General features: G+C 45.6%; 1 protein-coding gene. It reads right to left on the bottom strand.

All coding sequences use genetic code 11. From position 1 onward, the window contains the following. Positions 1-55: 55 nt before the first annotated feature. Positions 56-1,513, bottom strand: coding sequence for a class I SAM-dependent DNA methyltransferase (locus tag K245_RS25900; protein ID WP_084156486.1), 1,458 nt, complete (start codon positions 1,511-1,513; stop codon positions 56-58). Positions 1,514-1,576: the final 63 nt, after the last annotated feature.

Below are 1,576 nucleotides of genomic sequence, written 5' to 3'. Positions count from 1 at the left end.
ATTCCTTTTGCCATTCTTCTGCTCCTTTTTTTTGATGTTCTAATAAAGCAGATTTTCACTTAAATGGCTGTCCAATTTTTCCAGACCAGCTCTCAAGATCGGCTGCCTGATTGTTCAGCTCTTCAGCTTTATCCCAGTGGGGTTTTGCTTTTGCCTCAGCCTCAAGCTTGCGGGATTTAAAATCCACCTTCCAGGCATATTCACTTTCCACACGGCCTGCAAAGCCGTTTGATTCTTTTCCCCACCACTCTTTTTCAGCCTGAAACTCTTCGAGGGTAATTGGCTTGGTTTTGGAATAGCTCTTATATCCAGCCGGATATGGATGCTCGTAGTACCAGATGGTGTCTGTGGGTTTTCCTTTGGTAAAAAAAAGCAGATTGGTTTTAATGCCGGTGTATGGTGCAAAAACGCCATTGGGAAGACGGATAATAGTATGGAGGTTGCATTTTTCCAGCAAAAGCTGCTTTACCTTTGCCTTTACTCCTTCACCAAAGAGATTGCCATCAGGAAGAACTATGGCCCCGCGTCCGCCATCTTTCAGCAGTTTATTTACAATAAGGGTGAGAAACATGTCTGAGGTTTCCCGGGTACGCAGATCGGATGGGAAATCAGCTCCAACTCCATCTTCTTCCATTCCGCCAAAGGGAGGATTGGTGATAACGCAGTCCACTTTTTCATTTCTTGACCAGTCGTTCCAGGCTTTTGCCAGGGTATTTTTGTGTTCTATCTGGGATGGTACATCAATGCCGTGGAGCATCATATTGGTGGTACAGAGCAGGTGGGGCAACTGTTTTTTTTCAATACCGTGAATACAGGATTCAATGGCCTTTTTATCTTCGGCGCTTGGTTTTGTGTCAATCTGAGTGTTGAAGTGATCAATGGTTGCGGTGAGGAATCCGCCGGTACCGCAGGCAGGGTCAAGCACTGTTTCACGCTTTTCAAGAACAGGATTAACCATCTGCACCATAAAATGCGTTACGGCGCGGGGAGTATAGAACTCACCTGCATTGCCCGCACTTCTCAGGTCATTGAGGATTTTTTCATAAACATCCCCAAGGTTCGACCTGGTTTTAAAGTCGTGAAAGTCGATGGCTTCGTCCAGTTTTTCTATAACGCCCAGCATCAAAGTTCCGGACTTCATATAGTTGTTTGAGTCCACAAAGACTTCACGAACAACTTTTGCCTTTGCCCTGCTTTTATCATCATCGATCGTGTCGAGGGAAATTTCTCTTAGGCCCGGGAAAACTTTTTCATTTACATGGGCAATAAGGTCACTGGCGGCAATCTGCGGAGCCAGTTTTCCATCAGAGCTGGGGAGATATTTTGCCCAACTTCTCCAGCGGCACTCTTCTGGCAGGGGAGATTCATAAATTCCCCCGCGATCCTCAAAATCGCCTTCCCATTCCTCTTCACGCTGGTCAAACACTTTAAGAAAAAGCATCCAGGTCAACTGGCCTATCCGCTGTGCATCCCCATCGACACCAGAGCTGGTCTGGAAAAATTGGACAGCCATTTAAGTGAAAATCTGCTTTATTAGAACATCAAAAAAAAGGAGCAGAAGAATGGCAAAAGGAAT

It is taken from the genome of Desulforegula conservatrix Mb1Pa (assembly GCF_000426225.1).
GTDB classification, from domain to species: domain Bacteria; phylum Desulfobacterota; class Desulfobacteria; order Desulfobacterales; family Desulforegulaceae; genus Desulforegula; species Desulforegula conservatrix.
The sequence above is the reverse complement of the archived record's forward strand: the minus strand, read 5'-3'. Positions and strand labels throughout refer to the sequence as shown.

Coding starts and splice junctions, on each gene's coding strand:
- K245_RS25900 (WP_084156486.1), bottom strand. CDS start 1,513: ATGGCTGTCCAATTTTTCCAGACCAGCTCTGGTGTCGATGGGGATGCA.